The organism is Stenotrophomonas sp. YJH_SMC_27 (genome assembly GCF_059369815.1).
This window is the reverse complement of the sequence record NZ_JCAFTA010000003.1, coordinates 255602-280533: the sequence shown is the minus strand read 5'-3', so window position 1 is coordinate 280533 and position 24932 is coordinate 255602. Positions and strand designations below refer to the sequence as shown.

Annotated in this window: 21 protein-coding genes; 15 read left to right on the top strand and 6 right to left on the bottom strand. The window is 67.6% G+C overall.

The features are described from left to right. Positions 1–8: 8 nt before the first annotated feature. Both AC5P7R_RS07265 and AC5P7R_RS07260 read right to left on the bottom strand, forming a co-directional pair. On the bottom strand, positions 9–1001 hold the full coding sequence (locus tag AC5P7R_RS07265) for a patatin-like phospholipase family protein (RefSeq protein ID WP_021204629.1): 993 nt from the start codon (positions 999–1001) through the stop codon (positions 9–11). Positions 1002–1174: 173 nt separating this feature from the next. Further along, on the bottom strand, positions 1175–2188 hold the full coding sequence (locus AC5P7R_RS07260; protein ID WP_021204630.1) for a TIGR00266 family protein: 1014 nt from the start codon (positions 2186–2188) through the stop codon (positions 1175–1177). Between the two features lie 159 nt (positions 2189–2347). Here AC5P7R_RS07260 and AC5P7R_RS07255 point away from each other — a divergent pair, with 159 nt between their 5' ends. Further along, positions 2348–4618, top strand: coding sequence for a TonB-dependent receptor (locus AC5P7R_RS07255; protein WP_478436129.1), 2271 nt, complete (start codon positions 2348–2350; stop codon positions 4616–4618). Between the two features lie 132 nt (positions 4619–4750). Here AC5P7R_RS07255 and AC5P7R_RS07250 read toward each other — a convergent pair whose 3' ends face one another. Beyond that, positions 4751–5590 (bottom strand): acid phosphatase, encoded by an 840-nt coding sequence (locus tag AC5P7R_RS07250; RefSeq protein ID WP_021204632.1) that lies wholly within the window; start codon positions 5588–5590, stop codon positions 4751–4753. Positions 5591–5852: 262 nt separating this feature from the next. Here AC5P7R_RS07250 and AC5P7R_RS07245 point away from each other — a divergent pair, with 262 nt between their 5' ends. Both AC5P7R_RS07245 and AC5P7R_RS07240 read left to right on the top strand, forming a co-directional pair. Beyond that, positions 5853–6731: a lipase family protein gene (locus AC5P7R_RS07245; RefSeq protein ID WP_021204633.1), complete on the top strand. Its 879-nt coding sequence runs from the start codon at positions 5853–5855 to the stop codon at positions 6729–6731. A gap of 11 nt (positions 6732–6742) precedes the next feature. After that, on the top strand, positions 6743–7945 hold the full coding sequence (locus tag AC5P7R_RS07240; RefSeq protein WP_019658840.1) for a DUF4785 domain-containing protein: 1203 nt from the start codon (positions 6743–6745) through the stop codon (positions 7943–7945). Between the two features lie 128 nt (positions 7946–8073). On the opposite strand, the gene AC5P7R_RS07235 is transcribed toward AC5P7R_RS07240, so the two are convergent. Further along, complete coding sequence (locus tag AC5P7R_RS07235; RefSeq protein ID WP_020723483.1) at positions 8074–8859, bottom strand: ABC transporter ATP-binding protein; 786 nt, start codon at positions 8857–8859, stop codon at positions 8074–8076. Between the two features lie 187 nt (positions 8860–9046). Between AC5P7R_RS07235 and AC5P7R_RS07230 the strand changes: the two genes are divergently transcribed. The 4 genes from AC5P7R_RS07230 (at position 9047) to AC5P7R_RS07215 (ending at position 13120) form a co-directional block, all read left to right on the top strand. Continuing rightward, positions 9047–10249, top strand: coding sequence for a DesA family fatty acid desaturase (locus AC5P7R_RS07230; RefSeq protein WP_021204634.1), 1203 nt, complete (start codon positions 9047–9049; stop codon positions 10247–10249). After that, on the top strand, positions 10246–10578 hold the full coding sequence (locus AC5P7R_RS07225; protein ID WP_021204635.1) for an EF-hand domain-containing protein: 333 nt from the start codon (positions 10246–10248) through the stop codon (positions 10576–10578). The genes AC5P7R_RS07230 and AC5P7R_RS07225 overlap by 4 nt, the downstream gene beginning before the upstream one ends. A gap of 19 nt (positions 10579–10597) precedes the next feature. After that, a complete protein-coding gene (gene mutM, locus AC5P7R_RS07220) occupies positions 10598–11410 on the top strand; it encodes a bifunctional DNA-formamidopyrimidine glycosylase/DNA-(apurinic or apyrimidinic site) lyase (RefSeq protein ID WP_021204636.1) in 813 nt (270 codons plus the stop codon). A gap of 105 nt (positions 11411–11515) precedes the next feature. Then, on the top strand, positions 11516–13120 hold the full coding sequence (locus tag AC5P7R_RS07215) for an OpgD/OpgG family glucan biosynthesis protein (protein WP_019658845.1): 1605 nt from the start codon (positions 11516–11518) through the stop codon (positions 13118–13120). Positions 13121–13640: 520 nt separating this feature from the next. Here the strand turns inward: AC5P7R_RS07215 and AC5P7R_RS07210 are convergent. Beyond that, positions 13641–14261, bottom strand: a complete 621-nt coding sequence (locus AC5P7R_RS07210; protein ID WP_021204637.1) for a thymidine kinase — start codon at positions 14259–14261, stop codon at positions 13641–13643. 101 nt (positions 14262–14362) lie between these two features. Between AC5P7R_RS07210 and AC5P7R_RS07205 the strand changes: the two genes are divergently transcribed. The 4 genes from AC5P7R_RS07205 (at position 14363) to AC5P7R_RS07190 (ending at position 18309) form a co-directional block, all read left to right on the top strand. Further along, on the top strand, positions 14363–16339 hold the full coding sequence (locus AC5P7R_RS07205; protein ID WP_111202213.1) for a UvrD-helicase domain-containing protein: 1977 nt from the start codon (positions 14363–14365) through the stop codon (positions 16337–16339). Positions 16340–16446: 107 nt separating this feature from the next. After that, the gene (locus tag AC5P7R_RS07200) at positions 16447–17187 is read left to right on the top strand and encodes a DUF3592 domain-containing protein (RefSeq protein WP_177179515.1); all 741 of its coding nucleotides are present in this window, start codon (positions 16447–16449) and stop codon (positions 17185–17187) included. Positions 17188–17225: 38 nt separating this feature from the next. Continuing rightward, the gene (locus AC5P7R_RS07195; protein WP_134732414.1) at positions 17226–17693 is read left to right on the top strand and encodes a DUF3592 domain-containing protein; all 468 of its coding nucleotides are present in this window, start codon (positions 17226–17228) and stop codon (positions 17691–17693) included. Positions 17694–17784: 91 nt separating this feature from the next. Beyond that, entirely contained in the window at positions 17785–18309 is a 525-nt protein-coding gene (locus AC5P7R_RS07190; protein ID WP_227854070.1) for a GNAT family N-acetyltransferase, read from the top strand. Positions 18310–18426: 117 nt separating this feature from the next. Here the strand turns inward: AC5P7R_RS07190 and AC5P7R_RS07185 are convergent, their stop codons facing one another. Next, positions 18427–19080 carry a YceH family protein gene (locus tag AC5P7R_RS07185; RefSeq protein WP_021202273.1) on the bottom strand — a complete coding sequence of 218 codons (654 nt, stop codon included), beginning with the start codon at positions 19078–19080 and terminating at the stop codon, positions 18427–18429. A gap of 101 nt (positions 19081–19181) precedes the next feature. Between AC5P7R_RS07185 and AC5P7R_RS07180 the strand changes: the two genes are divergently transcribed. The 4 genes from AC5P7R_RS07180 (at position 19182) to plsB (ending at position 24841) form a co-directional block, all read left to right on the top strand. Then, positions 19182–20105 (top strand): 5'-nucleotidase, lipoprotein e(P4) family, encoded by a 924-nt coding sequence (locus tag AC5P7R_RS07180; RefSeq protein ID WP_134732410.1) that lies wholly within the window; start codon positions 19182–19184, stop codon positions 20103–20105. Then, a complete protein-coding gene (gene pyrF, locus AC5P7R_RS07175; protein ID WP_021202271.1) occupies positions 20102–20827 on the top strand; it encodes an orotidine-5'-phosphate decarboxylase in 726 nt (241 codons plus the stop codon). Before AC5P7R_RS07180 ends, pyrF begins: the two co-directional genes overlap by 4 nt. A gap of 424 nt (positions 20828–21251) precedes the next feature. Continuing rightward, complete coding sequence (locus AC5P7R_RS07170; protein WP_019662244.1) at positions 21252–22205, top strand: hypothetical protein; 954 nt, start codon at positions 21252–21254, stop codon at positions 22203–22205. Next, positions 22205–24841, top strand: coding sequence for a glycerol-3-phosphate 1-O-acyltransferase PlsB (gene plsB / locus AC5P7R_RS07165; protein ID WP_019662245.1), 2637 nt, complete (start codon positions 22205–22207; stop codon positions 24839–24841). Before AC5P7R_RS07170 ends, plsB begins: the two co-directional genes overlap by 1 nt. The last annotated feature ends 91 nt before the right edge of the window (positions 24842–24932 follow it).

Here is a 24932-nt window from a genome sequence, read left to right as displayed (position 1 = left end):
GGCTCAGCTCAGCACTTGTCCTTGCGGCCCATCAGCCTGCCCAGGCGCGAGGCTTCCTCGCACTTCGGCGCGGCCACGGGTGCCGGTGCGGCGGCCGCGGCGCGTGCACGCTGCAGCTGCTGGATCTTCGCGCGGATCTGCGGCATCGCGGCCATTGCGGCCTTTTCGCCCTCCAGGATCGCGGTGCCACGCTGGCTGAAATCGGCGGCGCCGATGTCCAGCACCTTCGGGCGGATGACGATGTCGGCGCGTGCCAGTTCCTGCTCGCCCAGGCGCTGGCCCATGATCGAGATGGACTGGTTGACGATGCCCAGCATGTCGGTCGGCGCCTTGCCGCTGGCCTTGCTGGAGATGTCCACGGCGATCACGAAGTCGGCGCCGAGCTGGCGCGCGGCATCGACCGGCACCGGGCTCACCACGCCGCCATCGATGTAGTTGCGGCCACCGATCTTCACCGGTTCGAACACGCCGGGAATGCTGCTGGAGGCGCGCACGGCCTGGCCGACGTTGCCGCGCACGAAGATCGCGCGCTCGCCTGTTTCCAGCTGGGTCGCGACGGCGGCGAACGGCTTCTTCAGGCGCTCGGCGGGGCGGTTGGCGACCTGCTCGTTGACGTAGTCCTGCAGCTTCTGGCCCTGCACCAGGCCACCGGAGAACAGGCGCACGTCGCGGATGCTGGCTTCATCCAGCGCCACTGCCTTGCTCTGCATCTGGAACGCATCCATGCCGCTGGCATACAGCGCGCCGACCACGCTGCCGGCACTGGTGCCGGACACCACGGCCGGTTCGAAGCCATTGGCCTCCAGCATCTTGATCACGCCGATGTGGGCGAAGCCCTTGGCTGCGCCACCACCGAGGGCGATACCGATCTTCACCGGCTTGGCCTGCGGTACCACGGTTGGCGCCGGCGGCGGCGCAGGGCGGACCGGGTCGCCACCGCAGCCGGCCAGCAGGCCGATCAGGGCGACGGACAGCAGCATGCGGGGTCGGAACAGGCTCATCGGCAGTGCGCTCGCGGCGCCGGATTCAGGAAAGGGCGCCAGCATACCGAAGGTGCCGCAGGGCGGGCAGGGTAGGTCGGCCCGCCCATTCATCGGATGCTTCGGGTAGTGCCGGCCGCTGGCCGGCACCCTCGTGAAACAGCCGGCCAGCGGCCGGCACTACCGCGAGGCGGTCAGAACCGGTTGTCGCCGTCCAGCATCCGGCCCAGGCCGCCCAGCACCGAGCCTTCGCCGCGGTTCTGGCCGCCGCCCTGCGGCGCGGCCATCCACATGCGGCCGGCCAGGCGCGAGAACGGCAGCGACTGCAGCCAGACCTTGCCTGGACCGGTCAGCGTGGCCAGGAACACGCCTTCGCCGCCGAACAGCATGCTCTTGATGCCTGCAACACGGCGCACGTCCATGTCCACGGTGGGGTGGTAGGCCACCACGCAGCCGGTATCCACGTCCAGCCGCTCACCGGCAGCCAGCTCGCGCTCGACCACGCAGCCGCCGGCGTGGATGAACACCCAGCCGTCGCCCTCCAGCTTCTGCATGATGAAGCCTTCGCCGCCGAACAGGCCGGTCATGATCCTGCGCTGGAACTGCACGCCGATCTGCACGCCGCGCGCGCCGGCCAGGAAGCTGTCCTTCTGGCAGACCAGGCGGCCGCCGTGCTGGTCCAGCTTCATTGCCAGCACCGTGCCCGGGTAGGGCGCGGCGAAGGCGACCTTGCCCTTGCCGTGGCCGCTCTGGGTGTAGACGGTGGCGAACAGGCTCTCGCCGGTCAGCACGCGCTTGCCGGCGGCCATCACCTTGCCCATGAAGCCGCCGCCCTGGTCGCCGTTGGCGGCGCCGAACACCGTGTCCATCTGCACGGTGGCGTCCTTGAACATCAATGCGCCGGCCTCGGCAATGGCGCTCTCGCCGGGGTCGAGCTCGATCTCCACGAACTGCATTTCATGGCCGACGATGCGGAATTCGATGTCGTCGGCGCGGCCGCTGGCGGAGGGGACCGGCGGCGGGCTGTTCGGCATGCCCGGGGCCGCAGATTGCAGCTCCGGCACCTCGGCAATCGAGGTCCATCCGCTCATGCCCTGGCACCAGGCCAGCGCGCGCGGGTTGGCCTGCGCATAACGGCGCGCAGCCTGGTCATCAAGCGGGCCGATACGCTCGGCCTGGGCGGAGGCATGGAAATACCACTGGGTCATCGCGGCGGCTCCGCAGGGCTGGAAACCCCCGAGTCTAGCGAGGGCGCCCGGGCCGGGGCGACAGGCCCATGAACGGCGGGCATTTGCGGGGCAGGTGCTGTATTGCAACAATTATCTGGTAGCGCCGTTTTACCACCCCTCCAAACACAGCCTACCGCCATGTCCCCGACCCGTACTTCCCGTGGCCGCCTTCCGGTCGCGCGCCCCCTCGTTGCCGCTCTTTCCGCCCTGCTGCCGCTGGTTGCGGCCGCCCAGGAAACCCCCGCTGCCAAGGATCCGGTTGCCCTCGATGCCCTGCAGGTGACCGCGCAGCGGCGCGTCGAGAACGCCAAGGACGTACCGGTCGCACTGAGCGCGATCCAGGGCGAGAAGCTGGATGTGCTCGGCTCGGCCGGCGATGACATCCGCTTCCTGGCCGCACGCGTGCCCAGCCTCAACATCGAGTCGTCCTACGGCCGTGCCTTCCCGCGCTTCTACATCCGCGGCCTGGGCAACACCGATTTCGACCTCAATGCCTCGCAGCCGGTGTCGCTGGTGTATGACGACGTGGTGCAGGAAAGCCCGCTGCTGAAGGGATTCCCGCTGTTCGACCTGGCCAACGTGGAAGTGCTGCGTGGCCCGCAGGGCACGCTGTTCGGCCGCAACACCCCGGCCGGCGTGGTCAAGTTCGATTCGGCGCGTCCCTCGCAGGATGCCGACGGTTACGTGCGCGTGGGCTACGGCAGCTACAACAGCTGGAACGTGCAGGGCGCCTACGGCGGCCCGCTGACCGACCGCTGGTCGGCACGCGTCTCGGCCATCTACCAGCGCCGCGACGACTGGGTCGACAACACCCGCGCCGGTGCGCCCAACAGTGGCTTCGAAGGCTATGACGAAGCCGCCGGCCGCGTGCAGTTCCTGTACGAAGGCGACGACTTCGAAGCGCTGTTCAACCTGCACAAGCGCAAGCTCAACGGTACCGCCCGCCTGTTCCGCGCCAACATCATCCAGAAGGGTGGCAATTCGCTGGTCGAGAACTTCGACCGCGACAAGGTGGCCAACGACGGCGTCAACTTCTCCGACCTGGAGACCTGGGGCGGCAGCGCGCGCCTGCAGTGGAACCTCGGTTCGGTGACCCTGCATTCGATCACCGGTTATGAAACCGCCGAGTCGCTCAACCGTGGCGACATCGACGGTGGCTACGGTGCGGCCTTCCTCGGTGCCGGCAACTACGGTCCGGGCCTGATTCCGTTCTCGTCGGAGTCGGCCGACGGCCTGCCGCACCACCGCCAGTGGACGCAGGAAGTGCGCATCGAGTCCAACGAATGGGGCCGCTTCGACTGGCAGGTCGGCGTCTTCTACTTCGATGAAGACGTGACCATCAACAACTTCAACTACGACTCGCTGACCCCGGGCAATCCGCAGACCGGCCACGTGGTGCAGAACCAGCGCAACAAGGCGTGGGCGGTGTTCGCTTCGGGCGACTTCGATGTCACCGACCGCTTCAAGCTGCGTGCCGGCGTGCGCTATACCCAGGACAAGAAGGACTTCAGCGCCAGCGTGCTGCAGGCCGTTCCGTTCGGCACCCCGGTCAGCGGCCCGTACCTGGCCAACACCGACGTCAACGACGTCAGCTGGGACGTCAGCGGCGTGTACAAGCTGACCGACGACATCAACGCCTACGCCCGCGTCGCCAAGGGCTTCCGCGCGCCGTCGATCCAGGGCCGCCTGGCCTTTGCGCCGGGCCTGTCGCAGGCCGATTCGGAGAAGGTCATCTCGTACGAGGCCGGCATCAAGGCCGACCTGTTCGAGCGCCGCGCGCGCCTGGGCCTGAGCGTGTTCCGCTACAACGTTGACGGCCAGCAGCTGATCGCCGTGGGCGGTGCCAACAACACCGCCACCCTGCTCAACGCCGACAAGACCATCGGCCAGGGCGTGGAACTGGACCTGGAAGCCTACCTGGCCGACAACGTCCTGCTGACCTTCGGCAGCAGCTACAACGACACCGAGATCAAGGACAAGAACCTTGCGGTGGCGATCTGCGGCGGTGGCTGCACCATCAACGACCCGACCACGGTCATCAACGGCGGCACCTATGCGCTGGTGAACGGCAACCCGCTGCCGCAGGCGCCGAAATGGATCCACAACGCGACCCTGCGCGTGGGCTTCCCGCTCAGCGATGGCAGCGAGCTGTACGCCTACACCGACTGGGCCTACCGCAGCGCGGTGAACTTCTTCATCTACGAGTCGCCGGAATTCCGCGGCCGCAGTTCGCTGGAAGGCGGCCTGCGCCTGGGCTACAACTGGGATTACGGCCAGTACGACGTGGCGGTGTTCGGTCGCAACCTGACCAACCAGACCCGCGTGGTCGGCGCGATCGACTTCAACAACCTGACCGGCTTCCTCAACGAGCCGCGTACCTGGGGCGTGGAGTTCACCGCGAAGTTCTGATGCGGTGGTTGCGTTGATGCAATGCAGAAGGGCCGGCGCACTGCCGGCCCTTCTGTTTCCTGCTTCGTGTAGAGCCGAGCCTGCGCTCGGCTGCTCTGAGCCGAGCATGGCTCGGCTCTACAGAGGCGTGGCCTACAGCGCGCTCTGCGGGCGCACCTTCAGCACCGCATTCTCGGTGGCGCAGTCGCGGCTGGAGTGCAGGCCGGCCTTGCGCGCCGCTTCGATCTCCTTGCGTGCGGCCAGCAGGTCCTTGTTGAAGGCCGCGTTGTCGTGCAGGCGGGCCACGGCGGCCGCGCCCATGAAGCGGCCTTCGAGGATGTCGCTCTGCCAATGCACGTTGCACACCAGGCGGCTCTCGCCGTAGTTGCGGCCGCGGGCCTGGATGGCATCGGCGCGGTCCGGCGCGATCTCCGACAGGATCAGTGCCCAGGCCCAGCCGATCGAGGTGTGGCCGGACGGGTACGAGCCGTTCTTGCGCAGGCCGTCTTCGTCCTTCGGCGAGCAGGTCGGTTCACCGTTGACCATGAACGGACGCGGGCGCTGGTAGTGGTTCTTGGCCGCCTTGGTCGCCGCACTGGCGTCGATCCGGCTGCGCTCCAGCAGGCGATACAGCGCCGGGGTCTTCACCGCATCGACGTCGATGTCGGCGGCGCAGGAGAAGTGGTTGGCGCCTTCGGGGAAACCGAGTTCCGCATCGACGCCGGCCTGGGCGAAGCGCGGGCTGCCACGCAGCGCGCGGGCCTCACGGCTGACCTGCTCGTCCAGGGCGAACGCGGCCGAACCGGCCACCGGTGGTGCCGGTACCAGGTCGAGGCTGGCCGGAACCGCGCTCTTGTCCAGATAACCCACCGCCTTGGTGGTGATGTTGGCTTCGACGGCGGTCGGCTTGGCGGCGGTGGCGGCACAACCGGCCAGGGCAGCGGCCACGGCAAGGCCGAGCAGCGGGCGGGCAGGGTGGGAGATCAGCGACATGGACGGGCTCCGGAGAAAGAACATCGCGTCATGATCGCAGTCCCAGTGCGGCACCGCAGTGGCCATCGGTCATACGGCCAGAACCGGCATGGTCATCGAAACAAGATGAAAAACGTCATCAAGTGACGCCAGTCTCCTGAATCCGGGCGCAGCGCACGGACTTTCACGCGCCCGCGCCGTGAGCATCGGCACATCGGCAGGCACCAGAGGCCGTCCAGTTCCAGCCGGGTCGGGGGGATCCGAAGACAGAGGGAGAGACGCGATGCGCAGCACCGCAACAGGAAGTACCGTCCTGGCCCTGCTCCTGGGGCTTGCAACAGCGCCGGCGCAGGCCGCCGACGTGGTCGGCGTGGCCTTCGTGCATGGCACCGGCGCGCAGACCAACGCCACCCAGGACTACTGGCAGCCGACCATCATCGACACCGTGCGCCAGGGCCTGCCCAACAGCAGCAATTACGTGGTCATCAACTGCGATTTCACCCAGTACATGTGGAAACCGGAAGCGGCCGGCTGCCTGGCCAACCAGCTGACCCGTTTCATCGACAGCCGTGGTATCACCCAGCTGGTGGTGATCACCCACTCCAACGGCGGCAACGTGGTGCGCTGGATCCTGTCCAACCCGACCTACGACAGCCGCTATCCGAAGATCATCCGCACGGTGCGCAAGGTCAACGCGCTGGCACCGTCCTCGGCCGGCACGCCGCTGGCCGATGCGGTGCTCAACGGCAATACCTTCGAAACCTCGCTGGGCTGGCTGCTGGGCTACAAGAACGACGCGGTGCGCCAGCAGCAGGTGGCGAGCATGGCTACCTACAACGCGCAGAACCTGTACGGCACCGCAGGCCGTCCCGCCCTGCCCAAGCCGTTCCGTGCGGTGGTCGGCAGCGACGTGGAATCGGCGGTATGGGACAGCAACAGCTACTGCGGTGGCTACGCCGCCAATGTCGGCCTGGAGTTCACCCAGAACTGGCTGTCCTCCTGCTCCGATGGCTTCCTGGAGTGCAGCAGCCAGAAGGCCGCCGGCACCACCTGGTTCACCGACACGCAGCGCACCCAGGGGGCAGAGCCGCTCAGCCACAACCAGAGCCGCCGCGAGTGCTTCGGCCTCGGCACCCTGCTGCGCAACGACCTGACCCAGTGAGGGAGACGACCATGACGATTCATTCCACCCTGCTGGCCAGTGCGGTGCTGGCAGTCCTGTCCCTTTCCGCCGCGCAGGCCGCGCAGCCTCTGCAGGCGGCCCGCGTGGGCGACCAGGTGCCTGCGGCGCTGGTTGCCGCGCCATTGCCGGCCGATGACAGCGAACGTGCACCGCTGTCCTTCGCCTGGGCGTTGGACCCGGCACAACCGCTGCAGGCGGCCACGCCGTATGCCTCGGTCAGCCGCAGCTACTGGCAGCAGGTCGATGGCTCGCAGCTGCAACGCGGCCTGGACCTGCCGCTGACGGCGCCCGATGCGGTGATCCAGCTGAGCCCGGCCGCAGGTGCCCGCGCGCTGCCTGCCAACACCCTGCAGATGCGCGACCCGGCTGGCCGCAGCAGCGTGGCCCGCAGTGTCGATGCGCGCGCGCTGCAGGATGCCGGCATGCCGGTGAGTGATGGCAGCAGCATGCTGCGCACCGGCGCGACCAGTTCGGCCGGTGCGTACACGCTGCAGAGCACGCAGGCGCAGGGCCGCTATGTGGTGCAGGTGCTTGAGCCGAACAGCCCGCTGCGGCTGGAAGTGCAGGCCAACCAGGCGCAGGTGCTGGCCGGTGGCAACGTGCAGCTGCAGGCACGCCTGCTGGAAGACGGCGCCACCACCGCGCAGCTGGCCTCGCGCCGTGGCGGCCTGGGCGGTGAAGCCCTGCTGGTCGCACCGGATGGCCGCAGCTGGCCGCAGCGCCTGCTGCGCACCACCGATGGTGCCCTGCGTGCACAGGTGCGGATTCCGGCTGATGTCGGCAGCGTGCAGGGGCTGTGGGAACTGCAGGTGTTCGCCCAGGCCGATGGCGTGCTGCGCGACGGCAAGGTGGCTTTCGCGGTGGCACGGCCCACTGCTCGCTTCAGTGGCCAGGCGGCACCCGACCCGGCCAGCCGCCAGGTCGCGCTGCCGCTGCAGGTGGCCGCCGCCGGTCGCTACGAGGCGCGTGGCACGTTGTATGCCACCGGCCGCGATGGCCAGCTGAAGCCGGTGGCGCAGGCGCATGCGGCCGCGTGGTTCGATGGACCGGGGCGTGGCCAGCTGGTGCTGCCATTCGACCAGGCCGCGTTGCCGGCTGGCTTCGGCGCACCCTACGAACTGCGCGACCTGCAGCTGCAGGACCAGAGCCGGATGGCACCGATCGAGTCGCGCGCGCTGGCGTTGAAGTTCTGAGCAAGGGTGCAGCGGGCGGGGTTCCGGCCCGCTGTACCGTTTTCTGTAGAGCCGAGCCTATGCTCGGCTGCCGTTCCCCGCGGCCAGAAGCAGCCGAGCATAGGCTCGGCTCTACAGTGGCATGTCGATTATCCCGCGTACGCGGTCAGCCGGCCTTCCTGCTCGCATACCGTGATCGCGCCACCGAACACCGCCGACAGCGGTTCGTTGCGCAGCAGCTCGGCGCGGGTACCGTCAGCCAGTACGCGGCCGTCACGCAGCAGCACCACGCGTTCGATCTCGGGAATGATCTCTTCGATGTGGTGGGTCACCAGCACCAGGGTGATGCCCTGCTGGGCCAGCACGCGCATGGTCGCCACCAGCTGCTCGCGGGCGACCAGGTCCAGCCCGGTGGAGGGTTCGTCCAGCAGCAGCGCCTGCGGCCGGTTGACCAGCGCGCGCGCGATCAGCACGCGGCGGGTTTCGCCGGCCGACAGCTCGGCGTAGGCACGTTCACGCAGGGACAGCGCGCCGGTCATCGCCAGTGTCTCGCCGACACGTGCGCGCATGTCGGCGGTCACCTCGCGGAAGCCGGGCACCACGTAGCTGGCGAAGAAGCCGGACAGCACCGCCTGTTCCACGGTCAGCCCCGGCATGTCGGCCAGGTTGCTGCTGAGGTCGCCGGTGACGATGCCCAGCTGCGAGCGCAGCCGGTCCACCTGCCAGCGGTTCTGGCCCAGCACCCTCACCGCGACGGAGCCGTCGACCTGCGCCAGCGGGTACAGCTCGCGGGTGATCAGCTTGATGAAGGTCGATTTGCCACAGCCGTTGGGGCCGAGCAGGGCGGTGTGCTGGCCCTGCGCGATGCGCAGGCTGAGCCCATGAAGCACCTTCACCTGGCCACGCACCACGGTGGCGCGGTCCAGTTCGATCAAGGGGGGCAGCTCCGCGACGGGCGGGGCGGCGGAAATGCGGCTGGCGCGTGGATCAAGGCTCGACAACTCAGGTCCCCAACTGTGAACGGTGCCACGGATGGCGATGCCAAGCACCGCCGCAGGGATGCAGTTTGCAACGCAAGCGCCCATCATGTCTGCCATCCCCGCGTGGATCCGGAGAGCTGCCATGCCTGATGCCCTGATGTCCCTGTTGACCGGTGGTGTTCTCGGCCTGGGGTGGTGGGCCATGCTGGCCGTGCTGCTGGTCTTCACCCAGATCACCATCTTCTCGGTGACCCTGTACCTGCATCGCAGCCAGGCCCATCGCGGGGTCGACTTCCACCCGGCGCTGGCCCACCTGTTCCGCTTCTGGCTGTGGTTGACCACCTCGATGATCACCCGGGAATGGGTGGCCATCCACCGCAAGCACCACGCCAAGGTCGAGACCGAGGACGATCCGCACAGCCCGGTCACCCGCGGCATCGGCAGGGTGTTCTGGCACGGCGTGGAGCTGTATCGGGAAGCGCGTGGTATGCGCGCGGACATTGAGCAGTACGGGCGCGGCACCCCGGACGATGCGATCGAGCGCCACCTGTACACCCCGCACGCCACGCTGGGCCCGGTGCTGCTGCTGGCAATCAACAGCGTGCTGTTCGGCCTGCCCGGCGTGGCCCTGTGGGCGATCCAGATGGCGTGGATCCCGTTCTGGGCAGCCGGCGTGGTCAATGGCCTGGGCCACTGGTGGGGCTACCGCAACTACGAGTCCGCCGATACCTCCACGAACCTGACGCCGTGGGGGTTCTGGATCGGTGGCGAGGAGCTGCACAACAACCACCATGCCTTCCCCAGCTCGGCGCGCTTTGCGATGCGGCGCTGGGAATTCGACATCGGCTGGAGTGCGATCCGCCTGCTGGAGGCGCTGCGCCTGGCCAAGGTGCTGCGGGTGGCACCGGCCATGGACGTACGCCCGAACATCGCCGTGCCCGATGCCGAGACCCTTAAGGCGCTGCTGTCGCACCGCTTCCAGGCGATGACCGACTACCAGCGCAACGTGTTCATGCCGGCCCTGCGCGAGGAAGCGGCACAGGCCGGGGCCAAGCTGCGCCGCCTGCTGCCGCGCCGGCTGCGCCGTGGCCTGGTCAACGACGGTCGCTGGTTGAAGCCGGACAGTCGTGCCCAGCTCAGCGCATGGGTGGCACAGCGCCCGCGCATCCGCACCCTGGTCGAGTACCGGGGGCGCCTGGCCGCGCTGCTGGAAGCGCGCGGCCACGATGCGGCCGAGCGCCTGCATCAGCTGCAGGCCTGGTGCCACGAGGCCGAGGAAAGTGGCATTGCCGCGCTGCAGGCCTACGCCGCGCGATTGAAGGGCTACAGCCTGGTGGGCGCGTGAGGGCAAGGTACCGACTACTGCTGGCGGCGCTGCTGCCGGGTGCGGCGCTGGCCCAGGTCACCGATACCGCCAGCTATCTGCAGCGGATGGACAGCGATGGCGACGGCCGGGTGAGTGAATCCGAGTACGTGCAGTGGATGCTGTATGCCTTCGACCGCATGGACCGCAACGGTGATGGTGTGCTGACGGCCGAGGAGCTGCCCGGTGGCAAGGGCAGGGCGATCAGCCGCGAGCAGCAGCGGCAGGTGATCGTGCAGCGCTTCCACAAGCAGGATGCCAACGGTGATGGCTTCCTCGACGCCCGTGAGCTGTCCGCGCCGCCGCGTTGAGCGGGCGTAGAATCACCCCATGCCCGAACTGCCCGAAGTAGAAACCACCCGCCGCGGCCTGGCGCCGCACCTGCAGGGTCGTCGCGTGCATGGCGTGATCCTGCGCCGCGCCGACCTGCGCTGGCCGATTCCGCCGGAAGTGGCCGAGCTGCTGCCGGGCCAGCGCATCGAGGAGATCCGTCGCCGCGCCAAGTACCTGCTGCTGGACACCGCCGTCGGCAGCGCGGTGCTGCACCTGGGCATGTCCGGCAGCCTGCGCGTGCTGCCTGGCGATACCCCGCTGCGCGCCCACGACCACGTCGACATCAGCCTGGACAACGGCCGCCTGCTGCGCTTCAACGACCCGCGCCGCTTCGGCAGCCTGCTCTGGCAGCCGGCCGGCGAAGTCCACCCGCTGCTGCAGGGGCTGGGCCCGGAACCGCTGGACGACGTGTTTGACGGCGACTACCTGTTCGCCCGCAGCCGGGGCCGCAGTGCGCCGGTGAAGACCTTCCTGATGGACCAGGCGGTGGTGGTGGGCGTCGGCAACATCTATGCCGCCGAGAGCCTGTTCAAGGCCGGCATCAGCCCGCTGCGCGAGGCGGGCAAGATCTCGCGCGAACGCTACCAGCGGCTGGCCGGGGCGGTGAAGGAAATCCTCGGCTATGCGATCACCCGGGGCGGCACCACGCTGCGCGATTTCATCAGCCCTGACGGCGCACCGGGCTACTTCGAGCAGGAACTGCTGGTGTACGGCCGCGACGGCCTGCCATGCCCGAACTGTGGCCGCGCGCTGAAGCACGCCACCATCGGCCAGCGCGCCAGCGTCTGGTGCAACCACTGCCAGCGCTGAGCCGGGCGGCCAGCGGCAGCTGAACGGGCAGGAGACGTCTCCGCTGCCCGTTAACGTTTGTCTGCCTATCATGGCCGACCTTCCCTTCGTGCCTGACGCGCCTGCATGCAACGACGCGACTTCATCCGCAATGCCTCCCTCGCCCTGGCAGCATTCGGCCTGCCGTCCCTGCCCGCGTGCGCGGCCAGCAGGAGCGGCCAGATGGGCCTGCGCCGCCTCGGCCAGCCGCAGCCGTTCGACTTCGCTACCCTCAAGGGCCAGGCGCGCGCGCTGGCACAGGCGCCCTACAAGAGCCACAAGCGGGTGCTGCCGGGCCGCCTGGAAGGCTTGGACTGGGACCAGTACCAGTCGATCGGTTACCGCCAGGACCATGCGCTGTGGGCTGACCAGCCAGGCAAGTTCCAGGCCAAGTTCTTCCATCTGGGCCTGTACTTCCATTCGCCGGTGCGCATGTTCGACGTGGTCGACGGCAAGGCGCAGGAGCTGGCCTATGACGGCGCGGCATTCAACTACGGCAAGAGCGGCATCAAGGACGGCGAGCTGCCGGCCGACCTGGGGTTCGCCGGTTTCCGCTTGAACACCCGCAAGGACACCGACCGCGATTTCGCCGCCTTCCTCGGCGCCAGTTACTTCCGCGCGGTCGGCAAGGAGGGTCAGTACGGCCAGTCCGCGCGTGGCCTGGCGATCGATACCGGCATGGGCAAGCCGGAGGAATTCCCGGATTTCATCGCCTACTACCTGGAACAGCCGTCGGCTGATTCGGACACGATCGTGGTCTACGGCCTGCTGGATTCGCCCAGCGTGGCCGGTGCCTATCGCTTCGCGATCACCAACGGTGACGTGCTGCTGATGGACATCGACAGCGCGCTGTACCCGCGCAAGGCGATCGAGCGGTTGGGCATCGCGCCGTGCACCAGCATGTACCAGGTGGGCGAGAACGACCGCCGCATGGGCTGGGACTGGCGCCCGGAGATCCACGATACCGACGGCCTGTCGCTGTGGACCGGTGCCGGCGAATGGATCTGGCGCCCGCTGCTGAACCCGCGCAACCTGCGCTTCAACATGTTCGTGGACCGCAACCCGCGCGGCTTCGGCCTGCTGCAGCGCGACCGCAACTTCGACCACTATCAGGATGACGGCGTGTTCTACGAGAAGCGGCCGTGCCTGTGGGTGGAGCCGAAGGGCGAATGGGGCGAGGGCTCGGTGCAGCTGGTGGAGATCCCCACCGTGGACGAGACCTTCGACAACATCGTGGCGTTCTGGAATCCCAAGGAAAAGCCGCAGCCGGGCCAGGAGCTGCTGGTCGGTTACCGCCTGTACTGGGGCGCCGAGCCGCCGGCACGGCCGCCGATGGCGCACTGCGTGGCCAGCCGCACCGGCCTGGGCGGTGTGGTCGGCAAGAAGCGCGAGTACTTCAGCTGGCGCTTCGCGGTGGACTTCGAAGGTGGCGAACTGGCCAGGCTGATCGACAAGGGCGAGGTCGAGGCGGTGGTGGAAGCCAGCCGGGGCCGGGTCGAGATCGTGTCGGCGCGGCCGCTGCGCGAGATCAACGGCTACCGCGCGATGTTCGACCTGGTGCCGCCGGAAGGCAGTACCGAGCAGATCGACATCCGCCTGTTCCTGCGCAGTGGTGGCAAGACCCTCACGGAGACCTGGCTGTACCAGTACACCCCGCCGCCGGCCGGAGCGCCGGAGCGCACGCTGTACTAAGAGGGGGTTGGGTTTGCAGGGCTTGCAGCCCTGCACCTGCAGAGGCCAGAGCCGAAGCAACGGCAGAAGCTGGTTTCCTGTGGGGAGGCGCGGTGGGTCCGGTTGAGGGGGACGGCGTAAATACGTCCATGTAGCCTCGGTCGCGCCATCCATGGCGCTCACGCCCCCTCAACCGGACCCACCCCGCCTTCGACAGATCGCCGCGATCTGTCGGAGCACGGGGTCGGATCCCGTTGCTGCGCAACGGGCTCTGACCCCAGATGAATTTCGATATCTGACAGATGTGCCGACCAACGGTCGGCACCCACCAACAGCCGCGTGAAATTGTCAGAGGTGGGGCGGTGTGGGTGGGCAGGACCGTTGGAGCAATGGATGGCGCCATCGAGCCCCCAGGGACGGGTTTACGGCGTGTCCTGCCCACCCACACCGTCCCGCCATCCCGCGGAATGCCGCTTTGGCTTTGGCCGTTGCCGTTGCGTTGAGCAGGTGCAGGGCTGCAAGCCCTGCAAAAGAACACCCCTTACAGCGGCAGCGGGGCCTGCGCCGGATCGATACGCCCTTCACCGCGGGTGATCTTCTTGAACTCGGCGCGGCTGACCGACACGTAGCGGTCGTTGCCGCCGATCTCCACCTGCGGGCCGTCCTGTACTGCGTGGCCATGCTCATCCACGCGTACCGTCATCGTTGCCTTCTTGCCGCTGTGGCAGATGGTCTTGATCTCCTGCATCTCGTCGGCCCAGGCCAGCAGGTACTGGCTGCCCTCGAACAGTTCGCCGCGGAAGTCGGTGCGCAGCCCGTAGCACAGCACCGGAATGCGCAGCTGGTCGACCACCTCGCTGAGCTGCCAGACCTGGGCGCGGGTGAGGAACTGGGCTTCGTCCACCAGCACGCAGCCCATCGGACCGTTCGCCGCCAGGTCCTGCTCTACCCAGCGCTGCAGGTCGGTATCACGGTCGAAGGCCATGCCCTCGGCGCGCAGGCCGATCCGCGAGGCAACCACGCCGGCGCCGGCACGATCGTCCAGGCGCGGGGTCAGGATCGCCACCCGCATGCCGCGCTCGCGGTAGTTGTGGGCGCTCTGCAGCAGGGTGGTGGTCTTGCCGGCGTTCATCGCCGAATAGTAGAAGTAGAGCTTGGCCATCGACGGATTGTACGCCGCGGCCCCGCTTCGCCGAAGCCATTCAGCAACCCCGCCGGCAGGCCGCTGTGGTCGTCACCCCGCCCCGCTACAATCCCCATCCCATGCACGGTCTCAATCCCCCCCAAGCCGCCGCCGTCCTGCACATCGAAGGTCCGCTGCTGGTGCTCGCCGGCGCGGGCAGCGGCAAGACGCGCGTGATCGTGGAAAAGATCGCCCACCTGATCAGCTGTGGCCGCTACCCGGCACGCCGCATCGCGGCGATCACCTTCACCAACAAGTCGGCCAAGGAAATGCGCGAGCGTGTGGCCAAGCGCCTGCGCGAGCAGGATGCCGACGAGGTGACGATCTGCACCTTCCATGCGCTGGGCCTGAAGTTCCTGCAGATCGAGCACGCGGCGGTGGGCCTGAAGCGTGGATTCTCGATCTTCGACGCCGACGATGCCGCTGCGCAGATCAAGGACCTGATGCACGGGGCCAAGCCCGACGACATCGAGGACATGAAGAACCTGGTGTCGCGCGCAAAGAACGCCGGCCTGTCGCCCGAACAGGCGATGGCCGCCGCACGCAGCAACCGCGAGAAGGAAGCGGCCAGCGTCTACGAGCGATACCAGCTGAGGCTGACCGCGTTCAATGCGGTGGACTTCGATGACCTGATCCGTCTGCCGGTGCAGATCCTGGAAGAGAATCCGGACATCGCCCTGGCCTGGCGCGAGCGCATCGGCTACCTGCTGGTGGACGAATGCCAGGACACCAACGACGCGCAGTACCGCCTGCTCAAGCAGCTGGCCGGTGAGAAGGGCAACTTCACCTGCGTCGGCGACGATGACCAGTCGATCTACGCCTGGCGTGGCGCCAATCCCGAAAACCTGCAGCAGATGGGGCGCGATTACCCCATGCTGGAAATCATCAAGCTGGAGCAGAACTACCGCTGCTCCAACCGCGTGCTGCGCGCCGCCAACGCGCTGATCGCCAACAATCCGCATGAGCACCTGAAGAAGCTGTGGAGCGACCAGGCCGACGGCGAACGCATCCGTGTTTGGGAATGCCGCAACAGCGAACATGAAGCGGAGAAGGTCGCCGCCGAGATCGCCTTCGTGGCGCAATCGCGCAACGTGCCGTGGAGTGACTTCTGCATCCTGTTCCGTGGCAACTTCCAGTCGCGCCCGCTGGAAAAGGCGATGCAGCTGCTGCGCATTCCCTATCACCTGACCGGCGGCACCATGTTCCTGGAACGCCAGGAAGTGAAGGACACGCTGGCCTGGCTGCGCCTGCTGGTGAACCCGGATGACGACACCGCGTTCATGCGTGCGGTGCAGTCGCCCAAGCGCGACGTCGGTGCCGGCACGCTGGCCAAGCTGGCCGAGCTGGCCCAGGAAAAGGACATGCCGATGGCGCATGTGGCCGAAACCATCGGTGCCCTGCAGCAGCTCCCACCGCGCGCGGCCAACAGCCTGGCGCGCTTCACCGACATCCTGCGCGACCTGCGTGCACAGATGCGCCAAGTGACGTCCGGCGACATGATCCGCAAGGTGGCCAAGGAATCGGGGTTGCTGAGCGAGCTGCGCCAGCAGGCCAAGGAAGAGGCCAGCTACCAGCGCCGCGCCAACAACATCGAGGAACTGGCGCAGTGGTTCGAGGGCGGCCCGCGCGGTGCAACCGCCGCCGACCTGGCCGGCCAGCTGGCGCTGCTGTCGCGCAGCGACAAGGACGAGGGCGGCAACCAGGTGCGCATGATGACCCTGCACGCTTCCAAGGGCCTGGAATTCCCGTACGTGTTCATCGTCGGCTGCGAAGACGGCGTGCTGCCGCACCAGGTCAGCCTGGACGAGGGCAACCTGCAGGAAGAACGGCGCCTGCTGTACGTGGGCATCACCCGCGCCAAGATCCAGCTGTGGATGAGCTACAGCAAGCTGACGCGCAAGTTCGGCGAGCATGTGCGGCTGAAGCCGAGCCGGTTCTTCGAGGAGATTCCGGCCGAGGAGATCCAGCGCGATGGCGCGGACCCGGTGGCCGATGCGGCGCGGAAGAAGGAGCGCGCGACGGCGGGGTTGGCCGCGATCGAGGCGCTGTTCGATTGAGGATCGAAAAGCCACTAAAGTGGTATTCCAATCCGTCCGATTGACGCTTCTGGCCTTGAGCCTGCATCGGGTTAAGGCCTAGTGTGAGCGCACCCGGAGTGCGCGCCGTGTCTTTCATCGTGTCCAACGATATCCCTGCTGTTCTCACCCGTACCTTCCTCGGGCTGGGCCTGGTCCTGCTTGTTTCAGCGCTTCTGGCCTACGTTGGGGCCAGGCGCTTCCTCGATGCGGCGGTCATTGCCGATGGCAGGATCACCCATGTGGATGCCGTCAGCGTTGATCGCGGTGGTTCGCGCACTTCAGGGGTGAAGTTCCTGTACTGGGTGGACTTCACTACCAGCAGCGGGCAAGTGATGCGGTTCTTCGCAGGTCGTACCCGCCATCGTGCCTACATGACGGGCGATCATGTAGATGTGCTGTACCTGCCGGACCGCCCGGACAAGGCCCTGGTGCGTTCGCTCTCATCACCCTGGGGCCTGAGCGTCATACTGGGAGTGACCGGCGGCCCATTCTTGCTGGGGGTGGGACTTCTGCACCTGCCGCAGGCGGCGAGGGCATGGCGGCGCAGGCAGCTCCTTCGCCACGGGACACGGGTGCAAGCCAAGGTCCGGGCGATCAAGCGCGATCGCGGAGTATTCTCGGGGGGAAGGCATCCGTTCGTCATCGTCTGCGCCTGGCGCGATCCTGAAACCACTCGATGGCATGTCTTCCACAGTGCGTATCTCTGGGCCGATCCCCGTGCACAGGTGAGTGGACGTGAACTGGATGTCCATGTCATGCCGGGCAATCCGCGCTACTACCATGTCGATATTTCCTTCATTCGATCAGCGCCGGCACCTGCACGCTGATCGATCAACCCGGCCAGCACCATGCCCACCCTCCTCAGATGTTTTTTGCTGTTTTCTTTGCCGTGGGCCTGCTGATCCTTCTGGCCGCCGCCTGGCTGTTCGTGGACGTCCAGCGTTTCGCGCGCAAGGCCGTTTCCGTAACCGGAACGGTGGTGGCCGTCCAGGCAGAGGATGCCCGGTCGGAAATGGAGGGGATGCCCGCACGTGACATCACCCTGCATCGCCCGGTGGTGAGGTTCCAGACCGCACAGGGGCAGATGATTCAGTTCACTGCGTCCTTTGCTACCGGGGCACCACTGTACGTGGTCGGCGAACAGGTACAGGTGTTATATCCCGGCGGCATGCCTTCCAAGGCTCGTATCCAGCACCCGGGATTGCGCTGGGGCGCACCGCTGCTGTTGGCGCTGATGGGCATGGGGTTCTGCCTGATCGCCGCATGCGTCCATCGCCTGTGCGTGTGCTACTGGCCGATCCTGTTCGGCCAGCGTGACGGGGCATGTGGCTAGGCTGGGCATCGTAGTGGCCCACTTGGCCTGAGCGTGCTGCACGGCGGGCGCTGGCGTTGCAAAATCGAGGTATTCCTTCCGGAGTCCACCCATGCATCCCATCGAAAGCGAACGCCTGCGGCTGCGCCGCCTGGAACCAGACCGGGATGCTGCGCCGATGCTGGCATTGCTCAATGATCCAGGCTTCGTGCGCTTCATCGGCGACCGCAACGTGCGCAGCGAGGCGCAGGCGCGGGAGTACATCGCGCTGCGGGTGCTGCACAGTTATGCGTTGAATGGCTTCGGCATGTATGCCATCGAGCGGCTGTCCGATGGTGCCTGGGTGGGTAATGCCGGGCTGGTGCGGCGGGATGGCCTGCCGGGGCCGGATATCGGCTATGCGGTGCTTTCGCAATTCGCCGGGCAGGGCTATGCCGGTGAGGCGGCGCGGGCGGTGTTCGCGCATGCACGCGGAGCGCTGGGCCTGCACGATCTGTATGGCATCACCGATCTGGACAACGTGGTGTCCGGGAAGATCCTGCAGGGCCTGGGTATGCAGACGCGCGGGGTGATCCAGTTGCCGGGCGTGGACAGCCCGAGCCGGTTGTATGCAACGCCCGGTGCGGCGCAGGTCTGACCCTTGATGTTGGTAGGTGCCGGCCGCTGGCCGGCACAGTAGCGGCTGATGGTAGGTGCCGACCGTTGGTCGGCACTATTCAGATGCAGTGCCGACCAACGGTCGGCACCCACCCCCTCAACCGCGCAGTTCGGCCAGCTGCGCCTGCAGCTCGGCCACGGCCGCTTCAAGCTGGGCCACGCGCTCGGCCAGGCCCGGGTCGGCTGCATCGCTGATGCCACCGCCGCTGCTGGCGTACCTGGCCGCCAGCGCCGCACCGTCCACTTCACCGCACAGCAGGTGCATGTAGCGGTCTTCGCGCTGGCCGCTGGCACGCGGCAGCACCACCAGCAGCGCGCGCTGCTGCAGGCGATCGATGGCGTGGCGGGCCTCGTCGGTGTCGGCGAAGCGGTGCAGGCGCTCGCTGCGCGTGATCAGTTCGCCCAGGGTCTGCGGCCCACGCAGCAGCAGCAGCGCCAGCAGCACGGTCTGCTGCCGGGTCAGGTCCAGCGCGGCCTGCAGGCGGTGCTCGTAGCGGTCCGCGCGCGAGGAGAAGTGCTGGCGGGCCAGGCCCAACGCCTCCAGCTGGCGCAGCGCGTGCTGCACGCTGCCGGCGTCGATGTTCATCACCGGCTCGCGGGCAGTCTTCTGGTTGGCAGCCGATTGGGCGGCATTGACCGTCAGTGGATAGGTGTCCGGCGTGGTCGCCTCCTTTTCCACCAGGCAGCCCAGCAGGCGGGCCTGCACGGCGTCGAGCAGGGGGACGTCGGGGGTCTGGACGGAATCGGTCATGGCGGCCTCCGGAAGGGCAACGGGTCAACCGCCAAGCATAGCCGTCCCGGCGCCGCCTTTGCCGGTAAAATGCGCCGGTATATCTGATTGCCGGTGAATCCATGCGTCGTCCCGTTTCCCTGTCCCTGACCCTGCTCGCTACCGCGGCGCTGGGCCTGTCCGCCTGCAAGCGCGTGGATGCGCCTGCCGCTGAAGCCGCCGCACCGGAGGCCCCGGCCGCCGCTGCCAAAGCCGACGGCGCGCTCGATGCCACTGCCAATGACAACCTCAATGCAGTGCTGTGGATGCAGCGTGCGCAGGAGTACAAGGCGATCACCGAGCAGACCTACCGCGCCGCCGCCGACCACCTGGACGCCGCGCTGAAGGAAGCCCACTGGGATGCGCTGGTGCCGGAAGAACGCGGCAACGAGGCCAAGGGCCTGAAGCCGGCCGTGGTGCTGGACGTGGACGAGACCGTGCTGGACAACTCGCCCTACCAGGCGCGCCTGGTGCGCGACGGCAAGGAATACGATGAGTTGAGCTGGGACCAGTGGGTGGCCGAAAAGAAGGCCAAGGCCATCCCGGGCGTGGTCGATTTCGCCAAGGCCGCCAACGCCAAGGGCGTGACCTTGCTGTACATCTCCAACCGCGCCGTGCACCTGAAGGACGCGACCCTGGCCAACCTGCGCGAGCAGGGCCTGCCGGTGGCCGACGACAGCGTGTTCCTTGGCCTGGGCACGGTGGTGCCGGGCTGCGAGCAGGCCGGCAGCGAGAAGAACTGCCGCCGCCGCCTGGCCGGGCAGAAGTACCGCGTGCTGATGCAGTTCGGCGACCAGCTGGGCGATTTCGTGGAAGTGACCGCCAACACCAACGACGGCCGTGACGCACTGCTGCAGCAGTACCACGACTGGTTCGGCGAGCGCTGGTGGATGCTGCCCAACCCGACCTACGGTGGCTTCGAGCCGGCGCAGTTCAACAACGATTACAGCCAGTCGCGCCAGGCCCGCCACGACGCCAAGCGCGCTGCCCTGGACTACGCACCATGAGCCGCGCGCCACTGCCGCTGCGCGACGACGAGCGCCTGATCTTCGCGCTGGACGTGCCTGATCGCGCGCAGGCGCTGGAGTGGGTCGACCGCCTCGGCGACAGCGTGGCGTTCTACAAGATCGGCATGGAACTGCTGGCGTCGGGCGAGTACTTCCAGGTGCTGGACGAGCTGGCCCGCCGCGACAAGCGCGTGTTCGTCGACCTGAAGTTCTTCGATATCCCGGCCACCGCCGCGGCGGTGATCAAGCGCCTTTCGCAGTGGCCGGTCAGCTACGCCACCATCCACGGCTGGCACCCGGCGATGATGGAAGCCTGCGCCGCCGCCAACAGCAGCGACATGCGCCTGCTGGCGGTGACCGTGCTGACCTCGATGGGCCGCCCGGACCTGGCGCAGATGGGCATCGACCGTGAACCGGTGGAGGTGGTGGTCGAACGCGCGCTGGCCGCGCAGGCGGCCGGCATCGATGGCGTGATCGCCTCGGGCCAGGAGGCCGGCCCGATTCGCGCCGCGACCGGCGCCGGGTTCTCGATCGTCTGCCCGGGCATCCGCCCCGGTGGCCCGGTCGGCGATGACCAGAAGCGTACCGTTGGCGTGGCCCAGGCGTTTGCCGATGGTGCCGATGCCATCGTGGTTGGCCGTCCGATCCGCCTGGCCACCGATCCGCAGGCCGCGGCCCGGGCCATCCAGCAGGAAATCGCGTCGGCACTGGGTGCGCGCTGAGGTTCCGTTGCGAAGGCTGCAGGCCCGAACGCCATCCCGGCCCGCGCGGGATGGCGTTTTTGCATCTGTCTACCGAGCGGTTGTGCCCGAATCGCCGCAAAACCTGCCGTAGATTTCATTGCGTCCACCCCCATCATCAGGTGAATCAATAAAATCAATAGTTTAAGGCGCACTACGTGAAGTATTGCCTTAACTTGAGCGGCAGCGTAGGATCGCCGCCATCCGGTCCTCGGACCGGACATGTGCCACAACACTGTCCACCGGCCCTGCGCCGGTTTGAAGAGCCTGTGATCCCCGTGATCCCGGCTCTTTTTTTATTCCCGTCAGTGACTTGCACAGGCAACAGCGGAAACCGTGACGTCCCGGCTTGCCGCTGTCACGTCGCAGGCCGCAAGATGCGGACCGGTCCGGGGAGTCCGATTGCATGAGCGTGGCGGTGCGAGGAAGGTCTGCGCGTGGATGGGGGCTGGCAGCCATGCTGCTGCTGGCGGTGGCCGCGTGCCGCGAATCAGCCGATGATCCAGCCAAGCCGGCAGCCGAACCGGTCGCGGCGGTGCAGGCGATGGCCCTGCGCCTGGCCGAGGACGATCTGGTCGGCTACGCGAAGCTGTCGGTACCGCCCAGCCAGTACCAACGCCTGCAACAGGCCTGGACCGAAGGCCACAGCCAGTGGCCGCTGACCGAACTGCCGCTGGGTGACCAGCTGCTGCCGATGCTGGCCGCGCTGCGCAAGCCCAACGCCAGCGCCGAACTGCAGCGCAGCTTCGATCGCCAGCTGGCCGGACAGGCCGGCGCCGTTCGCCAGGCCGCGCAGTCGATGGGCAACTTCGGCGTGCAGTATCTGCGCCACCAGAAGGGCTATACGCCCGGCCAACAGGCGCACTACATCGCCCTGGTGGAAACCCTCGCCAGCTGGGCGCAGGGCGCACCGATCAGTGACCGCGCCCGCGCGCGCAGCACCATCGCCGCACTGGTTGGCGCGGCCGGCAAGGTTGGGTTCGATGATGAGGCCGGCCTGCAGGCCGCCGGCATGGAAGGCAGCCTGCAGCAGCTGGCGCCGTTCATCCACACCCTCAAGGCGGTGCTGGGCAGCTACGGACTGGGCGTGGACGAGGCGCTGCGCAGCGTGCGCGGTGAGCTGCTCTCGGTGGAGGGTGACAATGCGCTGGTACGCCTGCACTACGACCTGGCTGGCCGCGAAATGATCCTGCAGCTGCCGCTGAGCCGCCGCGAGGGCCACTGGTACCTGACCCGCACCCTGGCCGACACCGATGCGCTGCTGCGCAAGGCCGACGCGGCCCGCGCTGCGGCCTCGCCATCACCGGCTGAAGCCCCTGCTGGGGGTGGGGAAGCAGCAACGCCGCCGCCTAAGCCATAATGGCGCCGATGTCGAAACAGAACCCGCTGCCGTTTCCCGGCGAAGAATCCCAGTCGACGCCCGCCGATACGGTGCCGGCGTCCCCCTCGACCGGCACCGGCCCGAACCCGGTACCGCCGCCCGTGCACGCGCGTCCGGCCGGCCGCCGCCCGCTGTGGGCTCGCCTGCTGGGCCGCCTGGTCGAGCCGTGGCTGTCGCTGAAGATCGAGCCGGAGGACCCAGGCCAGTACAACGATGGCCGTCCGGTCGTGTACGTGCTGGAAGACTACGGCCTGTCCAACGCGCTGATCCTGGACAAGGCCTGCCGCCAGGCCGGGCTGCCCTCGCCGCTGGTGCCGCTGGCCGGTGACCCGACCGGGCGCAAGCGCGCCTACCTGGCGCTGTCGCGGCGCAGCTCCAGCAACTCGCTGATTCCCGAGCAGCGCGGCGCCAAGACCCACTCCGATTCGCTGGCCAAGGTCCTGCAGGCGCACCGCGTGCGCGACGACCTGGATGTGCACCTGGTGCCGGTGTCTATCTTCGTCGGCCGCGCGCCGGACAAGCAGAGCGGCTGGTTCGCGGTGCTGTTCTCGGAAAACTGGGCGCTGGTCGGTCGCTTCCGCCGCCTGCTGGGCCTGCTGCTGAACGGGCGCAATACCATCGTGCGCTTCGCCCCGCCGATCTCGCTGCGCAGCACCGTGGACGAAGGCCTGGAGCCGGAGCGCACGGTGCGCAAGCTGCAGCGCGTGCTGCGTACGCACTTCCGGCGCATCCGTGAATCGGTGATCGGCCCGGACCTGTCGACGCGGCGCCTGCTGGTGGACCAGGTATTGGCTGCCGAACCGGTGCGCGAGGCGATCGCCGCACAGGCCAAGCGCGACAATTCGAAGCCGGCCGATGCCTGGAAGAAGGCACACGCCTACGCCTGGGAAATCGCCGCGGACTATTCCAGCCCGGTCGTGCGCTCGGCCAGCTTCATGCTCAGCCACGTGTGGAACCGCATCTATGCGGGCGTGCTGGTGCACCACCTGGACAAGTTCAAGGCTGCCGCGCCGGGCCACGAAGTGGTGTACGTGCCCAGCCACCGCAGCCACATGGACTACCTGCTGCTGTCCTACCTGCTGTACGACCGCGGCATCGTGCCACCGCACATCGTGGCCGGCATCAACCTGAACCTGCCGGTGGTGGGTACCCTGCTGCGCAAGGGCGGTGCGTTCTTCATCCGCCGCTCGATCCGCGGCAACGCGCTGTACTCGGCGGTGCTCAGCGAGTACGTCGCGCAGCTGGTGGCCGGTGGCTATTCGCTGGAGTATTTCGTTGAGGGTGGCCGGTCGCGCACCGGCCGCCTGCTGCAGCCCAAGGGCGGCATGATCTCGATGACGCTGCGTGCGTTCCTGCGCCAGCCGCGCAAGCCGGTGCTGTTCCAGCCCGTCTACATCGGCTACGAGAAACTGATGGAAGGCGGCAGCTATCTGGACGAACTGTCCGGCCGGCCGAAGGAAAAGGAATCGATCTGGTCGCTGCTGTGGGGCATCCCCAAGGTGCTCAAGCAGAACTACGGCCAGGTGGTGGTGAACTTTGGCGAACCGATCGCACTGAACGACGTGCTGGCCGAGAAGGCGCCGGAGTGGAAGGGCGAGGCGGTGTCCGAGGACGAGAAGCCGGCCTGGCTGTCGACCACGGTGGATACGCTGGCCGAACGCATCCAGGTGCGCATCAACGGCGCCGCCGACGTCAACCCGATCAACCTGCTGGCGCTGGCGCTGCTGTCCACGCCGAAGCACGCGATGGGCGAGGCCGACCTGATCGCGCAGATCGAGCTGTGCAAGACCCTGCTGGTCGAGATGCCATATTCGGACCGGGTGACGGTGACCCCGCACTCGCCGGAGCGGATCATCGCCCACGCCGAGGAAATCAACGTCCTCACCCGCATCAAGCACCCGCTGGGCGATGTGCTCAGCGTCAGTGGCGATACCGCGGTGCTGCTGAGCTACTTCCGCAACAATGTGCTGCACCTGTTCACTGCCTCGTCGTGGGTGGCCTGCTGCTTCCAGAACAACCGCCGCATGAGCCGCGCCGGCCTGGTCCAGCTGGGCCGTACGGTGTACCCGTTCCTGCAGGCCGAGCTGTTCCTGCCGTGGAGCGAGGACGAGTTCGCCCAGCGCATCGACCAGACCATCAACGTGTTCGTGCGTGAGGGGTTGCTGCAGAACGTCAATGACGACGACGGCGGCATTCTGGCGCGCAACACCGGGCAGACCGACGAGGTGTTCCGCCTGCGCGCCATCGGGCACTCGCTGCAGCAGGCGTTCGAGCGCTACTACATCGCCATTTCGGTGCTGGTGAAGAACGGCCCCGGCGTACTTGGCGCCGCCGAACTGGAAAGCCTGTGCCAGCAGGCCGCGCAGCGCCTGAGCCTGCTCTATGCGCCGGCGGCGCCGGAGTTCTTCGACAAGGCCCTGTTCCGTGGCTTCATCCAGAAGCTGCGCGAGCTGCGCCTGGTGTGGCCGGACGAGAACAGCAAGCTGCTGTTCGACGAGCGCCTGGATGCCTGGGCCAAGGATGCCAAGTTCATCCTCGGCCGCGAGCTGCGCCACACCATCGAGCGGGTCAGCCCGGAAGCGGCGCGCCCGGACGAGCCGGCACCGCAGGATTGAACTGAATCCTGCGGTGGGTGTGGACCTTGGTCCGCACACCTTCCCGTCGTGCCGACCAGGGTTGGCACGTACCGGAGCAGGAGGCCAACCC

Coding starts and splice junctions, on each gene's coding strand:
- AC5P7R_RS07265 (WP_021204629.1), bottom strand. CDS start 1,001: ATGAGCCTGTTCCGACCCCGCATGCTGCTGTCCGTCGCCCTGATCGGC.
- AC5P7R_RS07255 (WP_478436129.1), top strand. CDS start 2,348: ATGTCCCCGACCCGTACTTCCCGTGGCCGCCTTCCGGTCGCGCGCCCC.
- plsB (WP_019662245.1), top strand. CDS start 22,205: ATGGCGCCGATGTCGAAACAGAACCCGCTGCCGTTTCCCGGCGAAGAA.
- AC5P7R_RS07210 (WP_021204637.1), bottom strand. CDS start 14,261: ATGGCCAAGCTCTACTTCTACTATTCGGCGATGAACGCCGGCAAGACC.
- pyrF (WP_021202271.1), top strand. CDS start 20,102: ATGAGCCGCGCGCCACTGCCGCTGCGCGACGACGAGCGCCTGATCTTC.
- AC5P7R_RS07185 (WP_021202273.1), bottom strand. CDS start 19,080: ATGACCGATTCCGTCCAGACCCCCGACGTCCCCCTGCTCGACGCCGTG.
- AC5P7R_RS07240 (WP_019658840.1), top strand. CDS start 6,743: ATGACGATTCATTCCACCCTGCTGGCCAGTGCGGTGCTGGCAGTCCTG.
- AC5P7R_RS07195 (WP_134732414.1), top strand. CDS start 17,226: ATGTTTTTTGCTGTTTTCTTTGCCGTGGGCCTGCTGATCCTTCTGGCC.
- AC5P7R_RS07215 (WP_019658845.1), top strand. CDS start 11,516: ATGCAACGACGCGACTTCATCCGCAATGCCTCCCTCGCCCTGGCAGCA.
- AC5P7R_RS07250 (WP_021204632.1), bottom strand. CDS start 5,590: ATGTCGCTGATCTCCCACCCTGCCCGCCCGCTGCTCGGCCTTGCCGTG.
- AC5P7R_RS07170 (WP_019662244.1), top strand. CDS start 21,252: ATGAGCGTGGCGGTGCGAGGAAGGTCTGCGCGTGGATGGGGGCTGGCA.
- AC5P7R_RS07205 (WP_111202213.1), top strand. CDS start 14,363: ATGCACGGTCTCAATCCCCCCCAAGCCGCCGCCGTCCTGCACATCGAA.
- mutM (WP_021204636.1), top strand. CDS start 10,598: ATGCCCGAACTGCCCGAAGTAGAAACCACCCGCCGCGGCCTGGCGCCG.
- AC5P7R_RS07230 (WP_021204634.1), top strand. CDS start 9,047: ATGCCTGATGCCCTGATGTCCCTGTTGACCGGTGGTGTTCTCGGCCTG.
- AC5P7R_RS07190 (WP_227854070.1), top strand. CDS start 17,785: ATGCATCCCATCGAAAGCGAACGCCTGCGGCTGCGCCGCCTGGAACCA.
- AC5P7R_RS07180 (WP_134732410.1), top strand. CDS start 19,182: ATGCGTCGTCCCGTTTCCCTGTCCCTGACCCTGCTCGCTACCGCGGCG.
- AC5P7R_RS07260 (WP_021204630.1), bottom strand. CDS start 2,188: ATGACCCAGTGGTATTTCCATGCCTCCGCCCAGGCCGAGCGTATCGGC.
- AC5P7R_RS07245 (WP_021204633.1), top strand. CDS start 5,853: ATGCGCAGCACCGCAACAGGAAGTACCGTCCTGGCCCTGCTCCTGGGG.